The sequence below is a fragment of the uncultured Tateyamaria sp. genome, assembly GCF_947503705.1.
Classification (GTDB): Bacteria; Pseudomonadota; Alphaproteobacteria; order Rhodobacterales; family Rhodobacteraceae; genus Tateyamaria.
Window position 1 is genome coordinate 520,220 of record NZ_CANNES010000001.1, and the last position, 22,453, is coordinate 542,672.

The window sequence follows — 22,453 nt, forward strand, 5'->3', positions numbered from 1 at the left end:
CAGCGCGGAAGTTCAGACAAACCCACACTTGCGGCCCTGACCGGAATTTCGCACAACCTCATCCAATCGCCGTCCCGCGGCCCCGCACAGGGTTATCCACATGTCTATCCCATTGATCCTTGCGTCAGGTTCCGCAATCCGGGCCACTTTGCTGCAAAATGCAGGCCTGTCCTTTGAACAGATCGTCGCGCGCATTGATGAACAATCCGTTAAAGAGGCCATGGTGGCAAGCGAAGCACCGCCGCGCGACATTGCCGATACCCTGGCCGAGATGAAAGCGCGCAAAGTGGCAGACAAGCATCCCGAAGCAATGGTCATCGGTTGCGATCAGGTGTTGGCATTCGAAGGCGCGATCCTGTCCAAGCCCATAGATCCCGAGGATGCCCGCGCGCAATTGCGCCTGATGCGGACAAAGCGCCATATGCTGTTGTCTGCAGCCGTCATCTATCACGAAGGTAAACCCATCTGGCGCCATATCGGCCAGGTGCGCTTGCGGATGCGGAACATGTCTGACGCTTATATTGGCGGCTATGTCGACCGGAACTGGGCCGAGATTCAGCACGCCGTGGGCAGCTATATGCTGGAGGCCGAGGGCGTGCGCCTGTTTCACAGCATCGAGGGGGATTACTTTCACGTTCTTGGTATGCCACTTTTAGAGCTGCTCGCGTTTCTGACCTTGCGCGGCGTGATCGAAGGTTGATTGGGGGGCGATCATGACGGACAAAATACCATTGGCGGGCGTCATCGGTTCGCCCATCGCACATTCCAAATCGCCTCAGATACACCGCCACTGGCTCAAGACCTATGGGTTGGCGGGCGACTATATCCCTATGGATGTCAGCTCTGCCGATCTGGCCGATGTTTTGCGGACTTTGCCCAAGGCAGGGTTTGTCGGTGTAAACATCACCATACCCCACAAGGAAAGTATTCTGGAGATTGCCGATCTGGTGACGGACCGTGCGACGCTTATCGGTGCGGCCAATACCTTGATCTTTCGCAAGGATGGCAAGATCCACGCTGACAATACGGATGGGTACGGATTTGTTGAAAACCTCAAGGCCGGTGCGCCCAATTGGATTCCACAATCCGGTCCTGCAACGGTCTTGGGTGCTGGCGGTGCGGCGCGCGCGGTCGTGGCGTCGTTGTTGGATGCAGGTGTACCCGAGATTTTCCTTACCAACCGGACGCGTGTCCGAGCCGAAAAGCTGGCCGATGATTTTGGCAATCGCGTAACCGTCGTGGATTGGGTTCAGGCCGGGAATGTGATCGAGGATGCAGCACTGGTTGTGAACACCACATCCCTCGGGATGATTGGCAAGCAAGAGATGCGCGTGCCCCTCGATGGGTTGCGCCGTCAGACGGTGGTGACCGATCTGGTTTATGCACCCTTGCGGACCAACCTTTTGGCCACCGCGGAAGAGGTTGGGTGTGTCACCGTCGATGGCCTTGGCATGTTGCTGCATCAGGCGGTGCCCGCGTTCGAACGCTGGTTTGGCACCCGCCCCCAAGTCGACAGCGCCACACGTGCGGCTGCTTTGCGATGAGTTTCAAGCTGGGGCTGACCGGTTCCATCGGCATGGGAAAATCGACAACGGCGCAGATGTTTGTTGATCTGGGCTGTGCCCTTTGGGACGCGGATGCAGCGGTACATCGACTTTATGCGGCGGGTGGCACCGCGGTTGCGCCGATGCGCGATGCCTTTCCGGGCGCAATTGTGGACGGGGCTGTGTCGCGAGCCGCGCTTCGTGATATTATTTCAAACGATCCCAATGCGTTACAGAGAATCGAGGCGATAGTGCACCCATTGGTTGCCCAAGACCGGGCGGAATTCATCGCCAATGCGCAGGCTGAAATCCTGGTGTTTGATATCCCCCTGCTCTTTGAGACCGGGGGGAATTCGGCCATGGATGCGACCGCCTGCGTTTTTGTCCCCGATGACGTGCAAGAGGCGCGTGTGATGGCGCGCGGTACGATGACCCGTGATCAGTTTCTGGCCATCCGGGCCAAACAACTCCCCGCAGCCGAAAAATGCGCCCGCGCCGATTATGTGATCGAAACAGACAGCCTTGAACACGCCCGCGCACAGGTCCAAAATATAGTCAGTCAGATCAGCCAAGGATCACCCCATGCGTGAGATCGTCCTCGACACAGAAACGACAGGTTTTGACCCCGAATCCGGTGATCGGATTGTCGAGATCGGGGCGATTGAGTTGATCCGGCATGTGCCAACCCAGAATGTCTTTCACGAGTATATCGACCCCGAGCGGTCGATGCCTCAGGAGGCGTTTGAAGTGCATGGGCTGGGCGATGATTTCCTGCGCGGCAAACCGAAATTTGCCCAGATTGGTCAAAAGTTCCTGGATTTCGTGGGCGATGCAAAACTTGTGATCCACAACGCCGCCTTTGACATGAAATTCCTCAATGCCGAGTTGAGGTGGATGGGCCTGCCTACCCTGCCCTATGATCAGGCGCTTGATACGCTTGAAATTGCACGGCGCAAATTCCCCGGCTCGCCTGCGTCGCTCGATGCGCTGTGCCGACGCTTTGGCATCGATAACTCGTCGCGGACGCTGCACGGTGCCTTGCTCGACAGTGAAATCCTTGCGGAAGTCTATCTGGAGCTGATCGGGGGACGGCAGCCTGACTTTGGCTTGTCGACCGTCTCCAGCACGTCAAACAGTTCTGATCCAGCGGGGGCCTGGGCCCCATCGGCGCGACCAACGCCGTTGAAACCCCGGGTCACGGAAGATGAGAAGGAAGCGCATTCCGCCTTTGTTGCCAAGCTGGGTGACAATGCCATGTGGCAGGCATGAAAAAACCCGGCAGCAACGCCACCGGGTTTTGCTTTTCTACAATCAATTGATCAGTTGATCGCCGCGTCCTGGGGGGCCTCGGCGGCCTGGCGCTTCGCGATCTCATTCCGGTACAGCGACACAAAGTCGATGTTTTCCAGGTTCAGCGGCGGGAAACCGCCATCGCGTGTGATGTCACTGACGACGCGGCGCAGGAACGGGAAGATCATGCGCGGGCATTCGATCAGCAAGAACGGATGCATCTGCGCCTCTGGCACGTTGTCGATAAAGAACAGGCCGACATAGTCGATTTCCAGAACAAACAGAACGCTATCGCTGTCTTTGTCCTTGGACGTGATGTTCAACTTGATCGAGCTCTCGAACTGGTTGTCCTGGCCACGCTTTTTGGCATCCAGGTTCACCTGTACCTGAACATCAGGCTGCATATCGGGCGAACCGCCCTTTTGCGCGATGATGTTCTCGAACGACATGTCGCGCACAAACTGACCCAGCACACGCATTTGTGGCCCCGCGGCTTGGGCGGGTTGCTGCGCTTCTTGTTCTTCTGCCATTTTCAAATTCTCCCGAGGCAATCAGATTTTGGCTCTGGTAACAGCTTGGCGGGCGGGCCTCAATCCTTGGTCCAACCCGAAGGGCCGCGCATTTCAGGGGTTTCGGCGGATACTTCTGAGTATTCGCCGTCTATGACATCTGCTGGCGGATGTCTTTGCCCATGCGGACCGTGCGAATGGCCGCCTGAAACGGTCGTCACTTTGACCCGCGCACGTACCCAGCGAAAAACGGCCAACCTAAACCCGGGCACCAACAGGGCAAATCCGACAGCATCGGTAAAAAAGCCGGGAGTCAGCAGCAGCGCACCGGCAAACACGATCATGGCGCCGTGTGCTAGCGCCTCGCTTGGGTCGCGCATCTGGTTAAACGAGGATTTCACTTGCTCAAGCGCCTGCAGCCCCTGGTTTCTAACCAGAAAGGTGCCCAAAATGGCCGTAATGATCACAATCAAGAGGGTTGGAAACAGCCCAATCGCGCCGCCAACTTGAATGAACAGGGCGATCTCGATAAGCGGAACCGCCAGAAATGCTAAAAACAGCCACATATGCGACATCCTTTCCATTGGCCTTTTCAGTGCCGTGGTGGACTTGGGACCACCTAGACCCTACATAAGACCCCTGACAGGGTGATGCCACCCAAGCCCGCTTAACGAGGTATAAATGAACTCTCCGCTGATCCAGTTGCTGGTCCTGGCCGCGATCGCCGTCTTTCTGATTTTGCGTCTGAAAAATGTGCTCGGCACCCGCGAAGGTTTTGAACAGCCGCCGACACCCCGGCCGGCTGCACCCCGCAGCACGCGTCCGGATCTTGAAGTGATCGAGGGCGGTCCTGACCTCGACATCACGGATCACGTGGACGAAGACAGCGACGCCGCCAAGGCGCTTGCCGCGATGAAACGAGCCGAGCCATCATTCCACGTCGCTGACTTCCTTGCCGGAGCGCGCGGCGCTTACGAGATGATCGTGATGGGTTATGAACAGGGAAACCTGGCCGAAATTCAGCCCTTCCTGTCCGAAGACATCTACGAATCCTTTGTTGACGGCGTGGCCGCGCGCGAAGATCAGGGCCTTACCATCGAGGCTGAGTTCATGGGCGTGCGAGAACTCAAGCTTGTCGATGCCACCTTTGACGAGGACACGCGCGAGGGCGAATTGACCATTCGCTTTGTCGCCGAACTGACCTCTGCTGTACGGGATCAAGGTGGCGACATTATCGAAGGCAGCTTGTCCGAAGTGAAACGGCAAAAGGACACCTGGTCTTTTGCGCGAACCATGGGGGCCGATGACCCGAATTGGTTGCTGGTTTCTACAGACGCTTAAAAAGTGCCCTTGTTGGTGCATTCTGTGCGGCGGGCCTGATGACTTCAGCGTCCGCCGATGTGCGTTACACGGTTATGGACTACGCCAGCCTTGATGGTTGGGACCGTGACGACCATGCGGCTGCCCTCACCGTGTTTCGCAACACTTGCCAGGATATGAACGATCCCGATTGGTCATCGCTATGTGCTTTGGCGAGTGACGACCCTGATCCCAAGGCGTTCTTTGAGCTGTTTTTTCGCCCCGTCCTGATCGAGGACGGCGCTGACGCCCTTTTCACCGGTTATTTCGAACCAGAGTTGGATGGGTCGCTGCGCCGGTCAAGCCGCTATCGCTATCCCGTTTATGCCATGCCCCGCGAGGCGCGGGTATTGCGCCCGTGGCTGACCCGCCGCGAAATTCTGGAAAGTGGGGTCATGTCCGGTCGGGGCCTTGAAATTGCCTGGGTTGATGACCCGGTTGAACTGTTTTTTCTGCAAATCCAGGGCTCTGGTCGTATCCGGCTGCCCAGCGGCGAATTTATACGCGTGGGCTATGCCGGGGCCAATGGACATAATTACCGCTCCATCGGTGCTGAACTTGTCCGGCGTGGCGTCTATTCTCCGCATCAGGTCAGTGCACAGGTGATCAAGAATTGGGTGAAACGGAACCCGGTGGATGGCAAGGAACTGCTGTATCACAACAACTCCTACGTTTTTTTCCGCGAGGTGAGCGAAGTGCCCGCCGACCGCGGCCCTTTGGGTGCGATGAACAGGTCGATCACGACGATGCGGTCGGTCGCGGTTGATCCGTCCTTTGTTCCGTTGGGTGCACCGGTTTGGGTGGAAAAGGATGGGGCCGATCCGCTGCGCCGTCTGATGATTGCACAAGATACCGGTTCTGCCATCAAAGGGGCGCAGCGGGCCGATGTGTTTTTTGGCACCGGTGATACCGCTGGCCGCAAGGCGGGCCGGCTGCGCGATCCGGGTCGGATGATGGTCTTGATGCCGATTCAACGCGCTTATGCCCTACTGCCTGAGGGTGCGATATGAGCAAGCGCCGCCTGCGCCCGGACGAAGAAGAGCTGTGGCGCAAGGTGACTGCCAAGGCGGAGCGTCTGCATCCGGAAAAGCCCTTTGACCCCAGCGATTTCGTGACGCCGACCCCGGCGCCCAAGGTCCGTCGTCAGGTTTTTGATGCGGTGCCCCAAAAGATTATTGGCCCCGTTACCAAACCGCAGACCCAGATCAGCCGCGCCCCGTCGATCATGGATCAGGTCGGCGCGGCCAAGGTTCAGATGGATCGTAAATCCTTTGAACAGATGAAGCGGGGCAAGCTGCGCCCCGAGGGCAAGATCGACCTGCACGGCATGACATTGGACCGGGCGCATCCCGCCCTCACCCGTTTTATCCTGAGCGCGCAAGCGGATGGAAAACGCTTGGTTCTTGTTGTCACGGGCAAGGGCAAGCAGCGTGACGATGGCGGTCCGATCCCGGTGCGCTTTGGCGTGTTGCGGCATCAGGTGCCGCAGTGGTTGGCGATGCCGCCCTTGTCTTCGGCGGTTTTGCAGGTGACGCAGGCCCATCTGCGCCATGGCGGTGGCGGGGCTTACTACGTTTATCTACGCAAACGCCGCTAGGCTGCTGCGCGCGCGTCTGATCCCGATCCACATCATGAAACTGGCAAACAGGAAATAGGCGGCGACGCCAACATATTGCGTGTTCAGATCAACGCCCAGATCAATCAGGACACCGGTCAATCCGGGCCCGATGGCCGACCCGAACACCATGACCGCGGCGGCCATCGCCTTGATCGATCCGATGTGGCGCGTCCCATAGAATTCTGCCCAAAACGCGTTGGGTAGGGTCGAATTCGCGCCTGTCGTCAGGGCCAGGAAAACGAACCCAATCGCCAGATGCCAGACGGAACCGGACGCCGCAAACATCAGGAACGCGAAGATCAAAGGGAGCTGGTAAAGTGGCATCAACCGTGCTGTGCCAAAGCGATCCAGCGCGACGCCAGATGCGACCATCGCGGCGATGCCCATCACCGTGTAAATTGGGAACAATGAGACCAGCGCCAGATGCGACATGCCCTTGATTTCGGCGAAATACACCTGGTGAAAAAAGAAGGCGGTGTTGAAGGCCGATGGCCCCAGCAATGCGGGCACCATAAACCAAAAGAGCGGGTGGCTCAGCGTCTTGCGCCGCGTCCAATGCGCGCCGGCCATGCCGGTACTCTGGTTTTCCTTGGCCATGGATTGCGGCGTGCGTTCCGTGCGCAGCAAGGCCATCAGAATGGGAATGCCGATCAGGGCAACGATTGCCGCTGCAACCCAAAGGCTCCGCCAGTGGAATATCGTGAGCAGGGAGACAAAGGCCAACGGTAACACTGCTTCGCCAAGCGAAAAACCCAAAGTGGCGACCGCCAGCGCTTTGCCCCGCGTTGCAACAAACCACCGCGACATGGCGACGATGGCGATGTGGCTGGTCATCCCCTGCCCCGTCAATCGCAGCGCAAAGATCACTGCCGGCAGAAAGGCGGCATAGGGGTTCACGGCCATCGCGAGGCAAGACGCTGCCAACATCGCCAGAACGACGACCCCAAGACTGCGCGCGCGCCACTGGTCTGTCAGGCCGCCGGCCCAGATCATCACAACCGCCGAGGCCGTAGTGCCCACCGAATAGATCGCGCCCCAACTGCCATGGGACAGGCCGAAATCCGCCTGAATTTGGGCCGCAAAGATCGAGATAAAAAAGGTTTGCCCAAAAGACGACAAAAGCGTCAGCAACCCGCCCGCCGCCAACCAACGACTGTTTTGCGACAGAAAGGCGAACAGCCCAGGGCGGGCGGTGGCTGTCACTATCTGGCTTCCCCTGGCACCAGGGCGGAGGGGGTCAATTTGCGGGCAACCACACGCCGTTGCCCGGGAAGGGTGATGGTCGTTCCAGCCCGCCCGCGCAAAAACTCGCGATCAAGGTCGGATGAGCGTCGCAGCAATTGGATCAAGGCGGGTGAGCTGCCCGCGACAAAATGATTGCCTGATCGCCGATCAGAAAATTCAGATACGTCCAGCAAGGTGATCGGCAGATCCGATACATCCTCAATATTCTGGATATTGCCAAGCTGGGTTTTTTGGCCGCGCAGCCGCGACGACAGCCTGAGCACGGCATCCTTGCGCGACACGATCACCACAAAGGGGTCCGGTACAACCTTGATCCGCTTGATCTGACTTCGGAAGACATCGACATTGATATCAGGCGACATCAGGATCACGCCGCGAATATGCCGACCGGCCCATCCCGGTTGTGCAATTTCAAGTTGTCGCAGTGTTTCCATGACAAGGGCGCTGCCCATCGAGTGGGCCACCAGGATAATTTCGGGATCACCGGCATTGCCAACCGCTTCCAACAGATCGGCCAGACCATCGCGCGCGAATAGCGCGCTGTCGCGGTCGTATTCATAGCCTAGCGGGTTGGCGCGGCTGGGCCAGGCATAGCTGACGAACGCACCGGGCAGTTCCAGATCATGGCCCAATTGCGCAAGGCGAAAGGCCGAGTCCGTAAAGCTGTTGTTAAAGCCGTGAACAAAGATCGTCACTTCGCGTCGTCCGCTGCTGTTGCTTGCAATGTCACGCTGTAGGCTTTGCGAAAACTTGGACGCCGTGTTGAATTCTGACAGTGCCGCAAGAGTAAAGTCGCGTTCCGGCTTGGGCTTGTCGAGGCCATCAGACACGCTGCCCAATGTGCGGTTGGGCGGTATCGACACCGTCGCTTGAAGCAGGCTTAGCTCGGTTGAACGATCAATGCCGTACTCGCCCGCCTCATTGATGGCGCGGGTTGTGCCGATGAAGACGTTTTTGTTCAGACCAACCGCGAGGGCATCAGGTCGGATCGGGGCCGCCGTCCGGTCATTGCAGCCCGCCAGCGCAATCGTCAGAAAAACAAGAAACCAGCGCATGAGAGACCCCAGGATCAAAGCGTTGATCCTCATGTAGCCCAGATGTGTCGACTCAGCTAGAGGACGTAGCGACTGAGATCGGCGGATTTCGCCAATTCGCCCAAGTGCTGTTCAACAAAGGCGGCATCGACAGTGATGGTTTCGCCCGCACGATCGGGGGCCGTGAATGACAATTCTTCGAACACCCGTTCGAGCACTGTATAAAGACGACGCGCGCCGATATTCTCGACCGTTTGGTTTACCTCGGCTGCAATCCGGGCCAGGGCGCGGATGCCATCGGGTTCAAAAATGACGGTGACGTCTTCGGTCCCCATCAGAGCGGAATATTGCAGGGTCAACGCATTGTCGGTCTCGGTCAGGATACGGACAAAATCATCCTCGGTCAGCGCGCGCAACTCGACCCGGATGGGCAGGCGCCCTTGCAGTTCGGGCAGCAGGTCAGATGGCTTGGCGATGTGGAATGCGCCCGAAGCGATGAACAGGATGTGGTCGGTTTTGACCGGCCCGTGTTTGGTACTGACGCTGGTCCCTTCGATCAAGGGCAACAGGTCGCGCTGCACCCCTTCGCGGCTGACATCGGCGCCGCGCGCATCCGACCGGGCACAGACCTTGTCGATTTCGTCCAGAAAAACGATCCCGTTTTCCTGCACCGCTTCAAGCGCGGTTTTGGTCACGATCTCGTCGTCCAACAGTTTGTCCGCCTCTTCCCCGATCAGCACATCATAGCTTTGGGCGACGGTCAGTTTTTTGCGGGTGGTCCGACCGCCCATGGCTTTGCCAAACAGGTCACCGAGGTTCATCATCCCCATGTTGCTGCCGGGCTGGCCGGGAATATCCATGGCCGGAAACGGATTGGACGTGTCGGCGATGTCGAGCTCGATCATGGTGTCATCAAGATCACCGGCGCGCAGTTTCTTGCGAAACATCTCGCGCGTGGCGTCGCGGGCATCGGTGCCAGCGATGGCCTCGATCACGCGTTCTTCGGCAGCAGCGCGGGCATTAGCCTTGACGTCTTCACGCATGTGGTCGCGGGTCATGGCGATGGCGCTGTCTACCAGATCGCGAATGATCTGTTCCACGTCCCGCCCGACATAGCCGACTTCGGTGAACTTGGTCGCCTCGACCTTGAGAAACGGGGCACGGGCCAGTTTGGCCAGACGTCGGCTGATCTCTGTCTTGCCCACACCGGTGGGGCCAATCATCAGAATGTTCTTTGGATAGACCTCGTCGCGCAGATCATCGCCCAATTGCCGCCGCCGCCATCGGCTGCGCAGGGCGACAGCCACGGCCCGTTTGGCATCGGCTTGGCCAATGATGAACCGATCAAGTTCGGAGACGATTTCGCGGGGGGTCAAATCGGACATGTAACTTCCATCAAAACTGTTGGAACCGACATAGGGGATATGCGGGCGCATTCCAACCAGCGCCGCGCAATCGCAGTGTTTGACACACGCCAACCTGGATGCCGAAAAAACAACCCCAAGTCTTTTTTTAAAGACCAAGAGTTATGGCCAAAGGATATGCGGCGTTCAAAATGAAAGATCGCACAGAGTATTGTAGTGAAAACAAGCTGGCCAATCACGCCGCCGTTGCGATCTAGGTGTCGGGCGTCATCACCTTGCAAGGGCTTCAGGCCAATGACATTTTGGGAAAACCGCGCTGGCCTCTGAATGATCAGCCAAGCAGCGCAATCATTGTCTAACCCGCGTCGCGCTTGAATCCCTCAACCGTAAGATTGCCGTTCGTATAAACACATATATCAGCGGCAATCGCCATCGCGGCGCGCGCCACAGTCTCGGCATCCTTGTCGCTGTCCATCATGCCGCGCGCCGCGGCCAGGGCATAATTGCCGCCCGATCCGATGGCCGTCACGTCGTGCTCAGGCTCCAGCACATCACCGGCGCCGGTGATCACCAAAAGCGTATCGCCGTCTGTCACGATCAACATTGCTTCGAGCTTTTGCAGGTATTTGTCGGTGCGCCAATCCTTGGCCAGCTCCACGCTGGCGCGGGCCAGTTGGCCGGGGGTTGCCTCCAGCTTTGTTTCCAGCCTCTCAAGCAATGTGAACGCATCTGCCGTCGATCCGGCAAAACCTGCGACCACGTCAAAGCCGCCGGGCGACAACCTGCGCACCTTTCGTGCGGTGCCCTTGATCACTGTTTGGCCCAGCGACACTTGTCCGTCGCCCGCAATCACGACCTCACCATCCTTTTTGACACCGATGATCGTGGTCCCGTGCCAGCCGGGGAAATCGGATTGTGACATGTGGCGCCTCCATTTGGTTGGAACCTATATGCGGGTTTCGCGTCCCGGCTTCAATCCGGGGCGGTGATATGTTCAAGTCAACGCATGGTGTTGGGCTTTACAGATCCACGGGTGAAACAGGTGCTGGGCGAATGGGCTCAAATCGCGCCCGAGCTTGGCTATGATCCCGGTGCGTTCCGGTCCAAGCTGATTTGGCAAAAGGACGAGGCCGTGCGCAGCCACGTCGTTATACGATTGAAAGGCCCGCGCAGGCTGATCCTGAAACGAGTGTTTAAGGCGCCCGCAGGCGAGGAGTTGGTCGACGCCATTGCTGCGCAAAAGGCCGCCCATCAGCGGCTGAAGGATTTTCCCAAAGCGCACGCCCCGGAGGTTCTGTTTGCCAGCGAAAGAGGTGACATCGTTGTGATGGCAGAGGCCTCTGGCAAGACCCTTAACGATCATTTGACGGGCGGGCGTGACCCTTCTCAGATGCTCAGACGGACGGGTGCTTGGCTGGCCGCCTTTCATTCTGCCGGCCCTGTCGAGGAACGAACCTATCAACCCCGTTTCATGGTTGGGCATATCACGCGGATGGCCGAGGCAGTGCGCGCCAATGATCTGGCTGTGGCTGACCCTGACAGGTTTGTTGCCTGTTGTGACAAGGTTGCCGAACTGGCCCAGACCGCATCGGGCCAAGAAACGGTATCAGCGACCAAGCACGGGGATTTCAACCTGCGCAACATATTGCTCGGGCCGGATGGAGAAACCGGGTTGGATTTCAAACCGCCCAGCAGCGCGCCGGTCGGCTTCGATATTGCGCGGGTGCTGATGGACTATGCCGAACTCTTTCAACCAACGCCGCAGGTCAGTGGCACCGTTTTATCCGATCGGGCGTTGGATGCGTTCTTTGGTGGCTATGACCTCGTCAGTCGCGATGATCCGGCGGTGAGGTTTCTGCCTTTTGTCCAGCTTTTGAACGATTGGCGTTTGATCCCGCCTGACCCATCACAGCGCAGTTGGCGGCAAAAGACACGCTATGAGGCCATCATTCGCCTGGCGCAGAATGGTTTTGGCGTGGAATAGAAAAAGGCGGCTCCGGATCGGAACCGCCTTTGAAATTCTATTGTGTGACCCGGTTTAGATCGAGTCGTTGATCCAGCTTTGCAACGCCGCTTTGGGTTTGGCGCCGGCCATGTTCGAAACGACCTGACCGTCTTTGAAGATGAACAGCGCAGGAATACCGCGAACGCCCATCTGTGCAGGTGAGTTCGGGTTGGAATCAACGTCGACTTTGACGATTTTTACTTTGCCTGCGAGTTCGTCAGACAGCTCTTCGAGCGACGGGCCAATCTGTTTGCAGGGACCGCACCACTCGGCCCAGAAATCCACAACAACGGGGATATCGGACTGAAGGACTTCGGTGTCAAAGTTTTGGTCGGTCACAGGCACGGTCGCCATTTTGTCTCTCCTGACAGGGATCAAACGTAGAGGGAGAACCTAGGAACCCGTACCCGGATCGTCAAGATATGGCGAACGCCACAGCGCATCCGTCACGATATCGTGTGGCAAGTGCATCAGGTGGGCGGTGCGGGTCCACAAGATGTGTGTTTCGATCTGGTGATCAGGGTAGATGTCACTGATCGCCCGGGCATAGGCCCCCAACTGCCGTTTCACGCCTTCGGGGCATTCGGTTGGGGTGTCGGGCACCTGTCTGTTGGTCTTGAAGTCGATGATCTGGATGCGGTCCGGCCCGATGATCAGCCGGTCGATATTGCCATGAATGCGGGTCGGCCCAATTGCGGCCGTTACTGCCACCTCGGCCAGCGTGTCGGGGTCAAAGATTGGGGCCAGCGCCGATGTGTTCAAAACATGTGCGGCCTCATGGGCAGCCTCCTGTACAAGCGTGGCGCTTAGCGGTGATTTTTCCGCCAAGCGTTCCGTCGCTTCGGGCCAATTGCCGGGCTCTACAGTTGGCAAAATTTCCAGCAAGGCATGCACATAGGTGCCATAAGCCTTGGCGGTCTCCTCATCCAAGCCGTCGCCGGGCAAGGCCTTGGCCCCGCCCAAGTCAGATGGCGAGAGGGTTTTGGCCGCAGGTGTCGGAGAGGGCGCAGATGCGGCGTACATCCCCGGCAAGTCCGGCACAGGGCGAGTTGTCTCTGCCGCCCCGGTGCTTGGCGCAAATACCCAATCGCCATGTTCCATCCTCAGCCCTTGGCCGACGGGCGTATCCAGGCCGGTGGCGCCGCCGGCCTGCATCCCCGCTGCGACGCGCTGATGCCAGTCATCGCCCTTGCTGTCCAATTCGCCCGAGGCGCCGACGATCAACCACTTTTCTGCCCGTGTCAGAGCCACATAAAGCAGGCGGAGCGACTCTTCGCGCTGGGCCGCCTTCATCTCTTCCAACCGTTCGACCATGGTGTCGGGTTGTTGCCCTGCGGACATGCGCCAAACCGGTGTACCGTTCATCGTAATGATATCATCGCGAATGGTCAGCGTGCGTTTTCCGCATTCCGGCAGGATCACGATGGGCGCTTCCAACCCTTTGGATCCGTGTACCGTCATCACCCTGATCTGGTTCGAGGCGCTGTCAATCTGCCGCTTGATCTCAAGGTCGTCAGTCTCCATCCAGGTCAGAAACCCCGTCAGGCTGGGCACGGCCGCACGTTCGTAGGCAAGTGCCTGGGACAGAAGCGCGTTGACGCCATCCTCAGCCTCTGACCCCAGCCGTGCCAGAAGACGCATCCGCCCGCCATGCCGGGTAAGCATCCGTTCAATCAGATCATAGGGACGCAGGAAATCAATATTGGCGCGCAAGTCCTTGAGGATGGCGACGGTTTCAGGGAACTCTGCGTCGCGGTCCCGCAAGGTGGGCCACAAATGCACCGTATCCCGGTGGTGGGCGAGGGTGAACAGCGCTTGCTCGGACCAGCCAAAGAGCGGGGAGCGCAATACCGTAGCCAGGGCAAGGCTATCATCCGGCGTTGCCAGAAAGGACAGCAGCGCCCCCAGATCACGCACCGCAGTTTCAGCCCCGACCTTGAGCCTGTCCGCCCCTGCAATGGGCAGGTCGATTTCCTTGCAGGCCCGGATGATGTCGGGGAAAATACCCGACCGCCGCTGTACCAGAATAAGGAAATCGCGCGGCTGAACGGGACGGGCCGACGCGCTATCGGGTATCATTACATGATCATCCAACATCGTCTTGATCTGGCCCGCGACGGCTTGTGCCAGAATGCGGTGCTGGTGCATGGCGCTGCGCCGATCCACCGGATCGTGCCACTCCCGCTCCGCCTCCTTTTCCGGTTTGGGCACCAGCGGCCATAGGTCAACGCGCCCCGGCATGTCGGTGTGAAAGGCCAGATGCGTGCCGCCATCGGCAAATCCGGCCGAGGCCGCGCCGTCAAATACCATGTCCACCAAACGCAGGATCGCAGGCGAGGACCGAAACGAAAAATCAAGCGTTGAAGTGTGCAGCCTTTGGCCCACTTCCGCCAGTTTAGAGCCGAATTCAGCCTCCATCCGATCAAACTCGCGTGGGTCTGCACCCTGGAATGAATAGATCGATTGCTTTTTATCGCCGACCACAAAAATAGTCCGCGTCACGTCGGTGCGCGCACCTTGGCCGCTGGAAAACTCTTCGGCCAGTTTTCGGATCACATCCCATTGCGCGGGGCTGGTATCTTGGGCCTCGTCCACCAAAATGTGGTCGATGCCACCGTCCAAACGGTAGAGAACCCAAGCCGCGACGCGATCATCGCTCAGCAATTGGCGCGCCTTTTGGATCAGGTCGTCAAAGTCCAACCACCCTCGCAATTGTTTCGCCTGCGCATAGCGCTGGGCAAAGGCGGCCCCGAATTGGTGTAGTGTCACGGTTGTCTCGGCGGCCAACAAGGCCAGCCGTGCGGCGCGTGCATCTGCCACGCGCTGCATCAGCGCCTCGAGTGCGGGCATCAGATGCGCGATCTGTTTTTGCGTGCCTTTGGTGGGAAAGCTTCCGATCTTGGGTTCGTTCGCATTCTTGCCGGACGCGTTTACAAATATGGACGTCAGTAGGGGCAGAGCGGCAAAGTCGAGGCTATCGACTAAGCGCAATTTGGCCGCCGCTTTGACGTCATTGGCGCTGCCCGCAGTCAGCGCGGCAATCACATCGTGGATCAAGGCGGCATCGCCGGGCGCAAAGGTGTCAGCCACGATCCGGTCGCGCGTTAAACCGGGCTTTGCGCCAAAGAGGGCCAAAGCATCGTCCACAGACAGGGGACCAAGCGCATCACCTTCGGACACGATTTGCTTGGTCAGTTTCAGGATATCTTCGCCGGTATATTGCTGGGCAAGGGCCGTCATCAGCGGCGCATCAGGCCCATCGGCCATCGTATCCACCAGCTCGGCCCGCAGCAGGTCTGCGGCGCGGTCCTCAATCTCGGAAAACTGGGGACTGACGCCCGCTTCAAGCGGAAAACGCCTGAGTAGAGCCGCACAGAACGAGTGGATCGTCTGTATTTTCAACCCGCCGGGTGTTTCGATTGCGCGGGCAAAGAGGGTGCGCGCGTGCCGCAAATCGTCGGCTGTCGGCTGTCGTTCCAACCCCAGTTCCGCCAGCGCCGCGCGCAGCGGGTCATCCTCCAACATCGCCCAGGCGCCCAGACGTTTGAACAATCGGTTCTGCATCTCGGACGCGGCGGCCTTGGTATAGGTCAGGCACAGGATGTGCTGTGGTTCTACGTCCTCCAGCAGCAGACGGGCGACCCGGTCGGTCAGTACGCGCGTTTTGCCCGATCCCGCATTGGCGGAAAGCCAGGTCGAGGCCATGGGCCGCGCCGCGTCCTGTTGCCTGCGGGTGGCTTCGTTTGCGATGCTCATGTCAGCACCTCAGGGTGCGGTTCATCCGTGACGTCCCATTCGCCAAAGCGGGCCAATTGATCAAAGTCGCGCGCCTGCCGGTCTTCATAGAGCGCGCGGCGCGAGGTATATCCTTTTTCGACCTCAAGATACGCGCCCAACAAGCTGAGCAGTTCGGCAATGATCTGGCGCGGCGGTTCGTCGTCCAGGGGCGCATCCTCGGCCTTGGGGTTCGAACCGATCCCGATGAATTGGGCGGCCCGAACAGGGCGGGGCCCGAGGCTGTCAAAAGCCCCTTCCTCGACCATTGCCGCCTCGATCAGCAGCTGTTTGTCGAAATGCTTTTGCTGGTCTTTTGTCGGCGGTGCCCCCGTCTTGTAATCATACAGGATCGCAGCGCCCGCCCCATCCAGGTCAATCCTGTCGGCTCGCCCCTCAAGCGTCGTGCCAATGCTTGGCAGGGTTAGTCGGCCAATGGCCGTATCCTCGAACAAAGTGGGCGTTGCGATGCTTTGCCGGTCGCCTTCGGTGTCGACGATCCACTGTGCCGCGCGGCCAAAACGGGCAAGCCATAGCGCGCGGGCGGCGGGCCAAGGCACCTCGCGGGTCAGAACCTCTTGAGCCAGATCCATCAACGCATCGGCGCGCAGCATCTCGGGACGGTCGATAGAGGTTTTTACGAAATGCTCCATCACCTCATGCGAGATGATCCCGCGCAACAACGCGTCCGGGGTTTGGACCAAGGGGCGCAGGGCGCGCAGCCGCAGACAGTGTTTGGCGTAGATCGCATAAGGGTCGCGGATCAGCGTCTGGATTTCAGTGACGGTAAAGCGGCGGGGCCGGGCCGCGACAGGCGGGCAGGGGGCCGGGCGCAGGGCCTTGTCCACGGGCGGGGCGGCATCAACTTGCCGGGCCAAGGCCAACCAGTGATTACCGCGGTTTTTCATCGCCGCCCATGCGGCAGGCCCGCCCAAAGTATCGAGGCCCGACAACAGGTTGCCCAGCCGGTTCATCCACCGCGACGGCACGGTCTCCGCATCGTCGGACCGGATCGAGCGGGTCAGCCACACCTCGGGTGCCGCAATCGCTTGCTGGAAATCATGGGCCGACAAACCGATCCGCCGTTCTGGCAGCAACAGGCCCGCGTCAAAGCGCATCTTGCGGTTCAACCATGGATCAGGCTTGGGTGGCTCTGGCCATGTGCCATCATTCAGCCCCGCCAAAATGACCAGATCGGCGCCTTGGACCCGCGCCTCTAGCGTGCCCCAAATCATGATTCCGGGATGCGGCGCATCGCGGTCGCGCACCTCTTCCTTTGACAGGATCGCACCGACCAAAGCGCTGTAGTCGGCGGCGGTCATGTCGCCCCCATGACCTGCATTGTCTTGCAAGTCGTCCATGACGGCACGTGCCTTTTCGCCAGCTTTTTTTAGCCACAGCTCGCTGTCCTGGGTCGGGCATTGCCCGGCGGCGAGCGCTTCGGCCAGAGCGAGGTGCCGGGCCACCCAATCGGCAAGCGGTAGGGAAGCCGTCACAGTTTTGTCGCAGATCGTACGCGCAACCCACTCCGCCCAGACGACCATGCTGCCATCATCTTCCTTGACCGCGCGAGTGGCACAGGCGGCCAGACCAACGGGATCAGGATAAGGCAGGCCATCCTTGCGGATCTGAAGTTCGAGCCACTGGGTGTTCAACTGGTGCAGGTTTCGACCCCCGCCCGAATGGGTCAGCGGATGTTTGAGCAGGGTTAACAGAGCTTCAGCGTCCAGAACCCGCTCCATCACCGCAGCCGTATGGCGCAAGAATCGACCTGGAGGCGACAGTTGCAAGGGCATGCCAGCGCTGTCATCGGGCAGGATATCCCAACGATCAAGCGCGGCCGTCACCTGACGGGTCAACATGCGGTCCGGGGTGATCAGCGCGGCGCGCTGCCCGGTTTCAGCTGCTTGGCGCAGGCGCATGGCGATGGCGATGGCCTCGGCCCGTGGCGTGTCTGCCTCGACCAGCGTGACATTCGCGGTCGCCTGATTCAGATCGGTCAGGTTTGGGCCATCACGCCGCCAGGCGTCGGTGACAGGGGCGGGGCGCAAAGCCAGGGAAACCAGCCGGTTGCGCGCGCCCGAGGGCGGCACATTCCCGGACCAAGGCACGACCAAGCCCGGCGACATATCAAGGCCTCGCGCCAATTTGAGGAAACGAAACTGGGGGTGATCCTCGCCTGTGGTCTCATTGCCCATTTTGTCCCAGACATCGTGCGGCATGTCGAAGTCAAACCCGGGCAGGATCACGGCCCCCTGGGGCAGCCGCGCAATGGCGTGCATCAATAGCTGCGTAGTGCCCCGCGATCCGGTGGAACCGGCAATGATCACGGGATCGCGGGGTGGATTGGCCTGCCAATGGGCCGCCAACCGTAGAACTGTGGCACGCTGCCGCGCTTCTGGATCGGGTGCATCGGCGGCCTGGTCGATATAGGCCTCTGCGATGCCAATGAACCGCTGGGCACGGGCCCAATGGCCCGATTGGTCCGTCACATCCAAACGGGCGATATCTTCGGGCGTGACGCCCTCGCCCTGCATCTCGTCAAAAAGGGTCGCAAGGCTGTCGGCCAGATCAAAGCTGGAGGATTTGGCATCGAGGTCCGGCTGCGCCTCAATCAGCTTGGCCACGAGGGTCACCAGCTCCAGCCGACGTCGCAGAGCCGACGGCGATGCGGGCAAAGGCGTGCCTGGCAACAGCCCGTCCAGATCCGTCAACATGCGGATACGCGGCAAAAGCCGATTGGGCCCTGCGTCAAACAGGGTACGCAAGCGCCGCGCCATCCGCTGCGTATTGATCAACAAGGTGATGCGCGCCCAGGCCTGGGGTGGGGCGGTGTTCAGCCGATCCTCCAGCCCTTGCAAAACGGCGGCCGGAAAGTCGACGCCCATGGCACATCCAAAAAGGCGTGGGCTGTCAGATGGCTCAAACATTGGCATCCGCCAACAGCGCCTCGGCCTGTGCGATCCCGTCTGGATGGCCCACATCGCACCAGCGCCCGGGATACCGCAGGCCATAAAGGCGGTGGGCGGCGGCCATTTTGTTCCAGATCAGGTTGAGGGAAAAACTGGCCTCGGGCACGTCATGCAACAAATCCGTTTTCAGGATTTGGATGCCCCCATAGACAGTGTCGCCGCCTCGCTCCAATTGCCCATCCGGGGCGACCTGAAAATCGCCACCACCGACGCGGCCAATCGTCTGGGCCACCGGCACACAGATCAACAGGGCATCCATTAGGTCAGGGTTCCACGCCTCTTGCAGCATCGTGATCGGGTTCGGCCCGGCCCATATCGCATCGGAGTTGCTGGTGATGACGGGGCCGTCGCCAAGCAGCGGCAAAGCGTTGCGGAGCCCGCCACCAGTGTCGAGGATATCGGGATGTTCGGTGACCGTCCGCACGCCTCGGCCTTGCAAATGATCGGCCAACATCTCGGCCTTGTAATGCAGGTTCACCACGATCTGACCCGTGTCGGCACCACGCACAATGTCCAGTGCATGGTCAATCAGGGGCTTGCCCGCCACGTGGATCATGGGCTTGGGCTGATGCTGTGTCAGCGTGCCCATGCGTGTCCCGAACCCGGCGGCAAAGAGCATTACGGCAAGGGGATCGTGGCGCATTTGTCTTTGAGGCGTTGAAGGATTTCCGGTGTGGGTGCAGGCAGCGGGCCGTTGATCAGCGGTGCAATAGGGTGCAACGCCGGGTGGGTGAGGTTGGTTTGAATATGGTCCCAGACGCGCGGGATCAGATCGACATAATGCGGCTTGCCCGCACCCAGCGACAGGCGCGCAAAGACGCCCAGAATGCGCATGTTTCGTTGGAAGCCCAGAAGGGCGAAGTCGGCGGCAAATTGGTCTGCATCCACGCCGGTGGCGGTGATGTATCGGGCGGTCATCGCGTGCACGATATCCGGCGACACGTCGCGGCGGGCGTCCTGCAAAACCGACACCAGATCATAGGCCCGGTGCCCCAGCATCGAGTCCTGATAGTCCAGTAGACCGACACGGGCGACGCCCTGACGGTCTGGCAGCCAGATCAGGTTCTCGGCGTGATAATCGCGCTGGATCAGCACATCCATTCGGGTGTCCAATGGGGTGAGTGCCGCAAGAAACGCGGATTCAAAGGCGATCTTGGCCGCTTCATCTGTCTCGCCGCAAGCGCCCCGCTGGTACCAGACAAAGGCAAGGGCGGCGAGGTCGGTCATCATTTTTGCATCATAGGGCGCGAGGGTCGGTGGGGTAGCGCGGTGCAGATTGACCAACACGTCGGACGCCGCCTCATAAAGGGGGCGTTCAAGCGTTGGATCGGCCTTGATAACCCGGGCAAACAAGTCATCACCCAGATCTTCTATCAAGAGAAAACCATGTTCGGCATCTTGGGCATAAATTTCGGGTGCAGACAGGGAAGCATCGCGCAACCAACTGGTAATTCTCACAAAAGGCCGCGTGTCCTCGCCTTTATCAGGAGGAGCGTCCATCAGAATAGAGGTTGTGCCGTCGCCAAGGGTCAGCCGCTGATAACGCCGGTTCGAGGCATCGCCTGCAACAGTTCGCCGATCCGCATTGGCCCATTTCGTGCCGCGCAGGAAGATGGTGATTTGGTGAGCACGGTCAGGCATCCTGCAGCACCCCGGCCAAACGATCGACCCAGCGTGGATCGGTCCAGGTCAGCACGGCATCGCGGGCGTCGCCGTCGGCCTGCAACGCGATGCCCAGCGCAGCCGCGGGCGTTACAGAGCCCAGACGATCAGGCCATTCCACCAAACAAATCGCGTCATCAAAGGCCTCGATCAGGCCCAGCTCGTCAATTTCTGTATCCGCACTGACCCGATAGAGGTCGGTATGCCAAAGCGGCCCTCGGATCGTGTCATAGGTCTGGACCAACGTGAAAGTAGGCGACGGGACATCTTCGGGCGCATGCAGGATCGACTGGATCAACGCGCGGGCAAAGTGGGTCTTGCCTGCGCCGACTGGTCCGCTCAGCAACACGGTGTCGCCGGGGGTCAGGCGCGCACCTAATACGACGGCGAAAGCGGCGGTCGCGTCGGCATCAGCCAGATGGAGCATACGGGATGTCATGGCGCCAAGGTATCGTTACCGCCCGCCACTGCAAGCACAATGGAACGGTCAGGTGACCTTGGCGGGCATTGGTGCTTCGACCACTTCGGTGAACCGGATCACGGTGGCGCCGGAGACGATGGGCGACACCTGCGCCACAAACTCGCCTTTAGCCAGATGATGCACGCGGGCATCCCACGGGGCGCGGTCCCCCAGCTTCATCACGTAGTCGCGCATGTCGCCCCAGGCAGGGTCCGGCCGGCATTGCGCTTGCCAGTCCTTGATGGAGTCGACGATTGTCACGTCAGCAAAGCTGTTGTCCGGGTCCAGTTTCCACATTTCGGTATAGGCGGCGTTGCAAAAGGTCAGCACGCCCGCCGAGGAGAATACAACCAGTGCATCCTCGAAAGTGTCCATCAGGGATTGGCCCAGTTCCAATTCGGCCCGGAAGTTACGGGTCAGGGACACTTCTGCGGTGATATCCTCGATCAGAAAGGCAACGGCCCCGTCCGGGTGCGGGCGGCCAATGACACGAAAAGTGTGGCCAGTGTCCAGCGACCAGGTTTCTTGATAGCTGCCATTGCTGGCCGCTGCGATCACGTTTGAAATCTCTTGGCGCCACGACACGTAATTCTTTGGCTCTGGCATGACACGGTTGTCGCGCAGACGGTCAAAGAACGACAAAAGGTCTGGCCGCGCGCTCAGGAACTCGGCAGGCAGCGAGGTTAGATCGACAAGGGCTGGGTTGAACAGGGCAAGCTGCCCGTTCCGGTCAAAGATGGCGAGGCCGATGGACAGCTGGGCAAAGGTCTTGGCCAGAGTCTGGACAAAGTTGCGCTGGGCCACCTCGGCGTGGATCACCGCATTGATGTTGACCGCATGAAAAATGGTACTGTCGGGCGCGTCGGTGGCGGTCACGCTGAACCATTCGAGGGTATCGTCCGTCTGGTTCGGGATAGAGACGCGCACAGTGTGGCCAGGCTGAATTTGCGCGGCCTCGCTGCCGAACAGCGACTTTGCAGGGTGAGACTCGTGGCTCGCGGTGTTGGCCTGTAACGCGTCATAGGCCGTGTTGCGCCAGATCACAGCCCCATCATCATCCATCAGCCAGATCGGGTAGGGCGCACCGACGGCTGCCAACCGCAAGGTGCCTAGCTCAGCTTCCATTGATTTGACCGTATGCGTCGACCGCAGGTCTTTGGCGGCCGCGTCCTCGATCGTGAGACGGGTGATGTCATCCTCGCGATCCAGGTGAATGACGGCCTGATCGCCCTGCCCCACGGCGTTCAGGGTCAGGCGATTGACGCCGCGCAACTGCGCCTCGTCAGGCAGGCCGGGAAAACGGGTGCCCAGATTGCGACGCAACGCGCCCCAATCGGTCGAGGTTTCATCATTTTTGACAAAGGGTTCCGCCCCGTTCGAGGCATGTTCCAGATCGAGATCGCGAAACAGAAAATGCATGCTGAGCGTGTCGGTATCCGGCAAGGCGACCCGAACGGGGCGGCCCCGCGCGACAAAGATCAGCCCCGCAGCAACAGCGGCCAGTGCGCACAGCACAACAAACGACATCTCGACCAGCGACATGCACTTCCAACCCTTTGATTACGGACGTGTCGACGATCCGACATCGAAGTTAACAGCACGTTAAGAAATGTAACC

General features: G+C 59.7%; 21 protein-coding genes. 8 read left to right on the forward strand and 13 right to left on the reverse strand.

Annotated features, from left to right (window positions below):
• Positions 1–100: 100 nt before the first annotated feature.
• Genes Q1A44_RS02570 through dnaQ form a run of 4 tightly spaced genes read left to right on the forward strand, consistent with a single transcriptional unit; the run spans position 101 to position 2,813 of the window.
• Positions 101–700: a nucleoside triphosphate pyrophosphatase gene (locus tag Q1A44_RS02570; RefSeq protein WP_299619185.1), complete on the forward strand. Its 600-nt coding sequence runs from the start codon at positions 101–103 to the stop codon at positions 698–700.
• Positions 701–713: 13 nt separating this feature from the next.
• Positions 714–1,544, forward strand: a complete 831-nt coding sequence (locus Q1A44_RS02575; protein ID WP_299619188.1) for a shikimate dehydrogenase — start codon at positions 714–716, stop codon at positions 1,542–1,544.
• Entirely contained in the window at positions 1,541–2,134 is a 594-nt protein-coding gene (gene coaE / locus Q1A44_RS02580; protein ID WP_299619191.1) for a dephospho-CoA kinase, read from the forward strand. Before Q1A44_RS02575 ends, coaE begins: the two co-directional genes overlap by 4 nt.
• Positions 2,127–2,813: a DNA polymerase III subunit epsilon gene (gene dnaQ / locus Q1A44_RS02585; RefSeq protein ID WP_299619194.1), complete on the forward strand. Its 687-nt coding sequence runs from the start codon at positions 2,127–2,129 to the stop codon at positions 2,811–2,813. Before coaE ends, dnaQ begins: the two co-directional genes overlap by 8 nt.
• Positions 2,814–2,863: 50 nt before the next feature.
• Here the strand turns inward: dnaQ and secB are convergent, their stop codons facing one another.
• Positions 2,864–3,364 (reverse strand): protein-export chaperone SecB, encoded by a 501-nt coding sequence (secB, locus tag Q1A44_RS02590; protein ID WP_299619197.1) that lies wholly within the window; start codon positions 3,362–3,364, stop codon positions 2,864–2,866.
• Between the two features lie 59 nt (positions 3,365–3,423).
• The gene (locus Q1A44_RS02595; protein WP_299619200.1) at positions 3,424–3,909 is read right to left on the reverse strand and encodes an FxsA family protein; all 486 of its coding nucleotides are present in this window, start codon (positions 3,907–3,909) and stop codon (positions 3,424–3,426) included.
• A 115-nt stretch (positions 3,910–4,024) separates the two neighbouring features.
• Between Q1A44_RS02595 and Q1A44_RS02600 the strand changes: the two genes are divergently transcribed.
• The 3 genes from Q1A44_RS02600 to Q1A44_RS02610 are packed head-to-tail and all read left to right on the forward strand — an operon-like array spanning position 4,025 to position 6,299.
• Positions 4,025–4,684 carry a Tim44/TimA family putative adaptor protein gene (locus Q1A44_RS02600; protein ID WP_299619203.1) on the forward strand — a complete coding sequence of 220 codons (660 nt, stop codon included), beginning with the start codon at positions 4,025–4,027 and terminating at the stop codon, positions 4,682–4,684.
• 38 nt (positions 4,685–4,722) lie between these two features.
• A complete protein-coding gene (locus tag Q1A44_RS02605) occupies positions 4,723–5,712 on the forward strand; it encodes a murein transglycosylase A (RefSeq protein WP_299619206.1) in 990 nt (329 codons plus the stop codon).
• Positions 5,709–6,299 (forward strand): Smr/MutS family protein, encoded by a 591-nt coding sequence (locus Q1A44_RS02610; protein WP_299619209.1) that lies wholly within the window; start codon positions 5,709–5,711, stop codon positions 6,297–6,299. Before Q1A44_RS02605 ends, Q1A44_RS02610 begins: the two co-directional genes overlap by 4 nt.
• Here Q1A44_RS02610 and Q1A44_RS02615 read toward each other — a convergent pair.
• The 4 genes from Q1A44_RS02615 to hslV all read right to left on the reverse strand — a co-directional run bounded on the left by Q1A44_RS02615 (position 6,282) and on the right by hslV (position 10,885).
• Positions 6,282–7,523: an MFS transporter gene (locus tag Q1A44_RS02615; protein ID WP_299619212.1), complete on the reverse strand. Its 1,242-nt coding sequence runs from the start codon at positions 7,521–7,523 to the stop codon at positions 6,282–6,284. The two genes, Q1A44_RS02610 and Q1A44_RS02615, sit on opposite strands and share 18 nt — an antisense overlap.
• Positions 7,523–8,620: an alpha/beta fold hydrolase gene (locus Q1A44_RS02620; RefSeq protein ID WP_299619215.1), complete on the reverse strand. Its 1,098-nt coding sequence runs from the start codon at positions 8,618–8,620 to the stop codon at positions 7,523–7,525. The genes Q1A44_RS02615 and Q1A44_RS02620 overlap by 1 nt, the downstream gene beginning before the upstream one ends.
• Before the next feature lie 56 nt (positions 8,621–8,676).
• A complete protein-coding gene (gene hslU / locus Q1A44_RS02625) occupies positions 8,677–9,984 on the reverse strand; it encodes an ATP-dependent protease ATPase subunit HslU (protein ID WP_299619218.1) in 1,308 nt (435 codons plus the stop codon).
• A 334-nt stretch (positions 9,985–10,318) separates the two neighbouring features.
• Positions 10,319–10,885 (reverse strand): ATP-dependent protease subunit HslV, encoded by a 567-nt coding sequence (gene hslV, locus Q1A44_RS02630; RefSeq protein WP_299619221.1) that lies wholly within the window; start codon positions 10,883–10,885, stop codon positions 10,319–10,321.
• Positions 10,886–10,969: 84 nt separating this feature from the next.
• Between hslV and Q1A44_RS02635 the strand changes: the two genes are divergently transcribed.
• The gene (locus tag Q1A44_RS02635) at positions 10,970–11,947 is read left to right on the forward strand and encodes a phosphotransferase (protein ID WP_299619224.1); all 978 of its coding nucleotides are present in this window, start codon (positions 10,970–10,972) and stop codon (positions 11,945–11,947) included.
• A 54-nt stretch (positions 11,948–12,001) separates the two neighbouring features.
• Here Q1A44_RS02635 and trxA read toward each other — a convergent pair whose 3' ends face one another.
• The 7 genes from trxA to Q1A44_RS02670 are packed head-to-tail and all read right to left on the reverse strand — an operon-like array spanning position 12,002 to position 22,378.
• Entirely contained in the window at positions 12,002–12,322 is a 321-nt protein-coding gene (gene trxA, locus Q1A44_RS02640; protein ID WP_299619227.1) for a thioredoxin, read from the reverse strand.
• Between the two features lie 39 nt (positions 12,323–12,361).
• Entirely contained in the window at positions 12,362–15,724 is a 3,363-nt protein-coding gene (gene addA, locus Q1A44_RS02645; RefSeq protein WP_299619234.1) for a double-strand break repair helicase AddA, read from the reverse strand.
• Positions 15,721–18,672: a double-strand break repair protein AddB gene (gene addB, locus Q1A44_RS02650; RefSeq protein ID WP_299619237.1), complete on the reverse strand. Its 2,952-nt coding sequence runs from the start codon at positions 18,670–18,672 to the stop codon at positions 15,721–15,723. Before addB ends, addA begins: the two co-directional genes overlap by 4 nt.
• Entirely contained in the window at positions 18,665–19,357 is a 693-nt protein-coding gene (locus Q1A44_RS02655) for a nucleotidyltransferase family protein (protein WP_299619240.1), read from the reverse strand. Before Q1A44_RS02655 ends, addB begins: the two co-directional genes overlap by 8 nt.
• Entirely contained in the window at positions 19,333–20,355 is a 1,023-nt protein-coding gene (locus tag Q1A44_RS02660) for a phosphotransferase (RefSeq protein WP_299619243.1), read from the reverse strand. Before Q1A44_RS02660 ends, Q1A44_RS02655 begins: the two co-directional genes overlap by 25 nt.
• A complete protein-coding gene (gene tsaE, locus Q1A44_RS02665) occupies positions 20,348–20,815 on the reverse strand; it encodes a tRNA (adenosine(37)-N6)-threonylcarbamoyltransferase complex ATPase subunit type 1 TsaE (protein ID WP_299619246.1) in 468 nt (155 codons plus the stop codon). Before tsaE ends, Q1A44_RS02660 begins: the two co-directional genes overlap by 8 nt.
• Positions 20,816–20,863: 48 nt before the next feature.
• Positions 20,864–22,378, reverse strand: a complete 1,515-nt coding sequence (locus Q1A44_RS02670) for a PAS-domain containing protein (protein WP_299619249.1) — start codon at positions 22,376–22,378, stop codon at positions 20,864–20,866.
• Positions 22,379–22,453 lie beyond the last annotated feature (75 nt).